At 37.5% G+C, this 6,782-nt stretch carries 3 protein-coding genes and 1 pseudogene; 3 read left to right on the plus strand and 1 reads right to left on the minus strand.

The features are described from left to right. Positions 1-51 precede the first annotated feature (51 nt). Positions 52-789, minus strand: a complete 738-nt coding sequence (locus tag B3394_RS15280) for a hypothetical protein (protein WP_177735283.1) — start codon at positions 787-789, stop codon at positions 52-54. A 723-nt stretch (positions 790-1,512) separates the two neighbouring features. Here B3394_RS15280 and B3394_RS15285 point away from each other — a divergent pair. From B3394_RS15285 to B3394_RS15295, 3 genes and pseudogenes are all read left to right on the plus strand, one after another. Continuing rightward, positions 1,513-2,982 (plus strand): transcriptional regulator, encoded by a 1,470-nt coding sequence (locus B3394_RS15285; RefSeq protein WP_286926557.1) that lies wholly within the window; start codon positions 1,513-1,515, stop codon positions 2,980-2,982. 15 nt (positions 2,983-2,997) lie between these two features. Continuing rightward, a complete protein-coding gene (locus B3394_RS15290) occupies positions 2,998-4,467 on the plus strand; it encodes a transcriptional regulator (protein ID WP_177735279.1) in 1,470 nt (489 codons plus the stop codon). A gap of 1,510 nt (positions 4,468-5,977) precedes the next feature. After that, a pseudogene (locus B3394_RS15295) lies at positions 5,978-6,782 on the plus strand (hypothetical protein); the annotation flags it as partial.

The raw sequence follows: 6,782 nt of genomic DNA on the forward strand, positions 1-6,782 counted from the left end.
AATTGTTATTGTAAAATGAAGCGATTAGCCGATAAGGAATTACTGTTTTTATTATTTAATATCCACGAGACTGTATTTTTCCACTTCTTTCGTTTTGTCATTAAAGATTAATTTGAATTTGGAAGTGCTGCGGATATAATAATGTGAAATATCATCTTTGCTGATCAGAACAGAATCCGTTTTATTCGAAATAACGTCCATGCTCAGGTGACTTTCTTTTGCTGTACGGGCATCATTCTGTGCCGCAGTACTAAGGAAAAGCACTAAGATAAACAGGTAACCGTATATGGCGTGTTTGTTATAAAACACAAACACGGTACTAACGGTAAGCAGCAGTAATGAAAAAAACAAAACCTGTAAATTGTTAAAACCGGTTACTTTCAATACGGCTGTAGTGGCAATCAACGCCAGGCCAATAACAGCCAGAACAGTCCTGTGCCATTCGGGACGCAGGGTTATCAGTACGGTTATGGCCATTGGAACGGCAATTAAGATACTTTGTAAAAAGAATACATCTTTGTCAAACATCAGATAGACAATGTCGTCAAAGCAATAGCAAAAGCGGAAGTAATTGGTATGGAAATAGGCAAGAAACTGACTCCAGTACAGCAATATACTTAAAGGAAGTATGGCTGTAAAAGCGATAAATACGTTTGAGAAATTCAGCGTTTCAAGATCTATCCGTAAATTTTTTATCTGCTTATCTATTCGTACAAATTTAAGGCGTGATTCCTTATTGAATTTTTTGAAATAACCGAAGAAACGGTTAGTTTGGTTTAAAGATTGCATGGCAATAGCGTTAAGTTGTGTTAGGTTCTTTTGGGGCAAAATAGTTATATTGATTACCAGCTATTTTTCTTTTTGTTATTTATGTAACAAAAAGAAATAATAATAACTTGCGATTACAATATTAACTTTAATCGTGCAATTATTGAATTTATTATACAAAATGTTAAGAAAAATATTTTGGTGTAATTCCGGACATTGAGTATGAATAAAAACAGTACCGATTTATTTTGATAGCGATGCAACCAATTCGTGCTTTAGAATACCATCCTTAAACGGATTTAATCGAAAATACGGAAAATATTCCGTCGATTTAGGAGATTGTCGCCTGAGGGCATGTAAAATTAAAACATTTTTTTTAAGTAAAAAAATAGTAATTATTACAAACAGGTAGGTTTTTATTAACTAAATTTGTCACCATTATTATATTTACTGTTATTTAACGGCACAAATTAACAATTTGCGTAGCTGTAAGTAGGTAAAAAGGTAAACAATATTTCCCCCCTCGTTTACCCCTTAAATCTACAATTTGAAAGAGTCCGGAGTGTTTTATTCAGACAAGTTGTCTTGATCAGGTTGTTTTTATCATTGTTGTTACGCTGAAGCATATATCCTCAGCACTTCCCCCCAATAACGGTTTGATAAAAAGTGTTTTAAAGATTAAAGCACAAGAAAGTATTGGGAAATTCCCTTGGAACAGATTAATTAATAAAAGAAATAATTCCTATGAAAAGAGCCCTACTTTTCATGCTGTTATTCGTGTCAGTAGATGGTATTCCCCAGAATAACATTAATGCCATTGACCGTTTGTTTAAACATGCAGTTAATATCGAGAATGAAAACCCGCTTCTGGCACAATCGGAAGCTTTAGAAGTTATTCTGCTCTCCCGCCAGCAGCACTATAAAAAAGGGCTGATGCTGGGTAACCTTTTTATAAGTGAGAGCTATGTTCGGAGTAAAGATTGGGAGAAAGCACTCTTTTATGCTACGGAAGCCGAGAAAAACACTGCCGCTACGGACAGCTATTATATGTCAAAAGCACTGCGCTTAAAAGGCCTGGGGCTTGGTCAGCTGGGATTTTACCAGACCGCAACAACGCAGCTGGATAAAGCGGTGTATTATGCGAATAAAATAAAAAATGAAAATGATAAAAACAGGAGTCTGGGGTTTATTTATGCCGATTTTGCGATCAATCATGAAGAAAAAGACCAGCAGGAAGATTCGGTAAAGTTTTTTTATGAAAAGAGCCATACCTTTTTTATGAAAATGGGGGCTACCAACCCTCATAAAAACAGGTGTCTTGCCTTTTCCAATGTAAATTTAGGTTCCTTTTACCTGAAGAAGCGGCAGTTTCAAAAGGCTGAAACCCATCTGCAATTTGCTGCGGAACACGCAAAAAAGCTAAAACTGGACTTTATCAAAATTCAGGCGCTTTCCGATCTGGGTTCGCTGCACTATTACCAAGAAGACTATCTAGCTGCTAAAGAATATTACCTGCAAGCCCTTTCGGAAGCGAAAAACAAGCAGCGTACCTTTTATATAAACGACCTCTATTACAACCTTTTCCGGGTATATGCCGAGCTCGAGGTTCCGGATAGTTCGAAATATTACCGCATACAATATATCGCGCTGAATGACAGCCTGGCAAACTTTCACAAAAGAGCTGTTAAAACATCATTACGGCTCTTTTTAGATGAGGAACAGGATCACATGCAGCTGAGCTTTAAAAAACTCTCTTTTATTATCATTATATGTGTATTGGTTATCCTGTTATCCTGCATTTACATTAAAATCAATTATAAAAAATTCAGTAAGACGCTGCTGAAAAAGTGGGAAATTGAAAAACTTTTAAAAGAAAAAAGAGAACTGATAAAACAACTGAAATCCAGAAGTAAGAATAAGGAAGCAGACACCAAAAAAATAGTACAGCTTGCCATTGAGGGCAGTCCGCTTTTCTTTGTAAAATTTAAAGAAATGTATCCGGAATTTTGCGATAAAATAACCGAAAAATCACCTGCAATAGTGTACAATGAATTGAAATTCTGTGCCTTGCTAAAGCTTAGGTTTTCAACAAAAGAGATTGCAACCTATACAAAAAGTACGTTAAAGGCTGTTGAATCCAAAAAATACAGGCTCCGGAAAAAATTAAACATCCCATCGGAGGTAGACCTGTATGAATGGATCGCAAAAATGTAATTTATACAACGGAACATGAAAAAGAAATACTTGATACTGTTATTTATTCTCGGAACAATATACAGTAGTACGGCTCAAAATTATACCAAAAAACAGGTTGACAGCCTGCTAATAGAGGTACAGCGGCTGGGCGACAGTATTCCCGACAAAGCCATCCTGAAAAGCCTGGAATGTTACAGTTATGCCCTGAAAATAAACTACAAAAAAGGTATGGCACTCAGCGCCCTGCTTGCCGGGAAGAATTTTTTCGATACCAGCCAGTATGACAAAGGGCTTCATTATACCATTAAAGCACAAAAAGCACTGGAAGAAGTAGACGATTACAAACTGTTATCGGAAGCATTCCGGCTAAAAGGCATTTGCTATACGGCGCTGGGATTGTCCCGGGAAGCCGGTATAGAGCTAAAAAAAGGACTGGCTGCGGCAAATGAAATTAGGGTAACGGACGATGCTTTACGGCAAAAAGGACTGATCTATACCGATATGGCGGTAGATTTTGACCGGAACGGCAAGCCAATCGATTCTGTTGTAAAATACTTTACACTGAGTTACAGGCAGTTTGACAAGATCAAAGAAGGAAAAACAAGGGCAGTAACTCTGTCGTTGGCGAGTGCCAATGTGGGCGCCTGCTTTTTAGCCTTAAAACAATACGATTCTGCAAGGATCTATCTTGAAAAAGCAATCTGGCTGGCAGATGAGATACAATACAACTCGGCAAAGCTGTATGCCCTGATTGATTTTGGGAACATGGAACTGGAACGCAAAAACGACGAGGCGGCAGTGGCGTATTACCTGCAAAGCCTTACGCTTGCCAAAAAGCTGAAAAAAGCAGAACTCCTGCGGGATGTTTACCTGAACCTTTCAAAAGCGTATGGCAGACTGGGAGCGGACAAAGAGGAAGAACGGTATTCGGATAACTATATCCGCCTTAACGACAGTATTTTAAAAACACAAAAAAGAGCAGTGGAAGTACCGGTCAGGGAGATTCTACAGACCCGGTATTCCAAATTTGAAAAAGTCAGAACAATAGCAACTGTTGTGGTAATCATCATTGTATTGCTGGCTTTGTTTTTATTCTATTTAACCGTCCGGTTTCACCGTAAGATAAAAAGAGAAAGTAAGGTCATCACCGAAAAAAACGAACGATTGCTGGCCAAAGAAGAGCTATTGCAGAAAGAGGTGATCCTGAACCAGGTGAATCTGGAAAAAATAGCCCAGCTAGCCAAAGAAAATGATTCCGAATTTCTGAACAATTTTGTGGTCATCTATGCCGATTTCTATGATAAACTGGTCAAAGAAGTACCCAACTTAACGGCAGCCGAATTTAAAATCTGTGCGTTGTTAAAATTAGGATTCTCCATTAAAGAAATTGCCTTATATACGGATGTAACGGTTCGCTCCGTTGAGTCAAGAATATTCCGGATACGTAAAAAAGCGGCTATTCCTTCCGATAAGGACATCAGCTTATGGATCGCAGAATTTTAAGCACAGATGGTACCGGTATGTTTACCGGGTAAACAACTTTCAGGGCTTCCGGTATTGTTTTTTAAATGACATTTCGGTTATGTTGTTACCAAAACCAGGATTTGACGTACCGGAAAATTGCTATAAAACACTTATTTGTTCCCGGCCGGCTTCTTTTTATACAGGAAGCCGGCTTTTTTTGAGCGCTATTTTCAGGATAAACCAGAAAAGGAAAGCGATTTTTAGGCCAATAAGCTTTGCAACTATTTGTAATACTGTTTTTTAAGTTTGTGAGTAGATGTGAGGGCGTGAAATGTGAGTGTTGAATTAAAAATTTACTCACATTTGTTATGAATTCACCGAAAGGGTGTTTCGAAAATGTAATCAGAATAAAAAAATGAAAAATTTTATTGTTTGGCTTTTTTTTAGTGTTTTTATGGTTTCCGTGGTGAGTTACAGTTTTGCACAGGGAATGTTTCCCGGATAGCAATGCGGGATTCGTTTCAATGCGAGTGATAAATAGCTGGTAATGAATAAAATGGAGCTTTTAGGGGATCATGCTTCTGGGAGAGGCAAAGGAAAAGGGCAAAGAGCAAAGGACAAAAAAATAGCAAGAGTAAAGAATAGCAAAAGGCAATAGGCAAAGGGCAATAAACAAAGGGGATCGGACAGGTATTATGGTTTGTTTACGCTTTGAATAGTAATGTGTTGTAAAGGATAACAAATAACAATAGAACAACGGGATTTCCCTTAAAAATATTTAAGATATAGACAGGTGGTGTATAAACTGTTTATGAGATTTAATGACTTTTTTTATTATCTCCGGATAAGATTATTGAATAATGGCAATCCGCTATGCCTTTCTACTGTATGAAAAATAAGGCTTTAGTGTGTTTGATAATTGATTCCGGAGGTTTTTAACTATCAGGAATGCGTTTCGTTATGGCTTTGTGCTATTGCGAAGCTGTAAGCAGGGATAGTAAAGGATGAGTATTACTTTTTTTATACATTAATTTTTATTTTTTTGTTTGAGAGCAGCTTATGGATGGGGAATAAGCTGCTCTCTTTTTTTACAGCAAGATATATAATCTTCTGGCTGCGTATTTGAAAACAATACGTTATCATAAGCTGATTGCATAAAAATGACTGTCAGTGTGTTAGTGATATTGTCAGAACTGTTTTACATTAAAAATAGCTTTAAAATGCTAATGTTTCGGCTGTATTTACCGCACTTTTTTTGCCTGAAGAGTATAAGGATGGCATAAATTCCTTTTTTTATCCGGACAGCGTTACTTTTTTACTCCTTTTTTGGTACTCAAATGGCATTGTTGTGAGGTTTTGAGTATAAAGAAATAAGGTGTTATTGTGTTGGTTTTCAGTGTTTTGGTGTTTTTTTTTAAGCGTTGCGTATATAAGTGGGGATGCTTATGCGGTATATCTTGTTTAGAATGGCTCACTTTGCATCGAGAAGTTAATGTAATTAGGTGCGGCATCTGGAAAGTGCGGCACTCTTTTTTAAAATCATGAATGTATGAAAAATAAATTTTTACCCTTACTTTTTTTATTGTTAGGTGGTTATGTGACTTATGGGCAGGTTGGTATTGGAATCCAGTCACCTGATGTGTCTGCACAATTGCATGTTGCAGCAACTAATAAAGGGGTTTTAATTCCTAATGTGTCGCTTCAAAGTTTAACGAGCAGCAACCCGATATTAAATAATGGAGGAATACCGAACAGTTTATTGGTGTTTAACAGTGCTACGGCAGGGACGGCACCCAATAATGTGACACCGGGGTATTACTACTGGTATGATAACAAATGGAATCGAATCGTTATTTCCAGTGAAGCAACCCCGTCTGAAGGTGTGGTGATCTATAATCCGACAACAAATATATTTACCTATATTGATGGAAACGGAAACCCGGTTGTAATTGATTTTGAGGCAATTGTTAAAACCTATGAAACGATTACCACATTGGTCAATACAGCCAGTGGTGTGTATATATATACGAGTGAAAATAATACGGCAACCACCATTGATGTGGTCGCCGATGTGATTAACAACGCGAATACGATTCTAAACAGCCCGAACTTTTTAACCGAGTTAACGACTATTATCCAGAGCCAGGAAACACTGACCCATTTGGAGTATGATTCAACGGCGAATACGCTGACGTATACGGATGAAAATAATCAAAATACAGTAATCGATCTGGCTACTCTGGTAGGTGCACTGGACACAAACAACATCAACCAGACGTTGGCAATCGATACAAATGACAATCTGGCTCTGACCGATAATCAGGGTGTGGTAGTAACGATGCCGGTTACGGATA

The sequence above is a fragment of the Flavobacterium sp. UBA4197 genome (genome assembly GCF_002379575.1).
Lineage (GTDB): Bacteria > Bacteroidota > Bacteroidia > Flavobacteriales > Flavobacteriaceae > Flavobacterium > Flavobacterium inviolabile.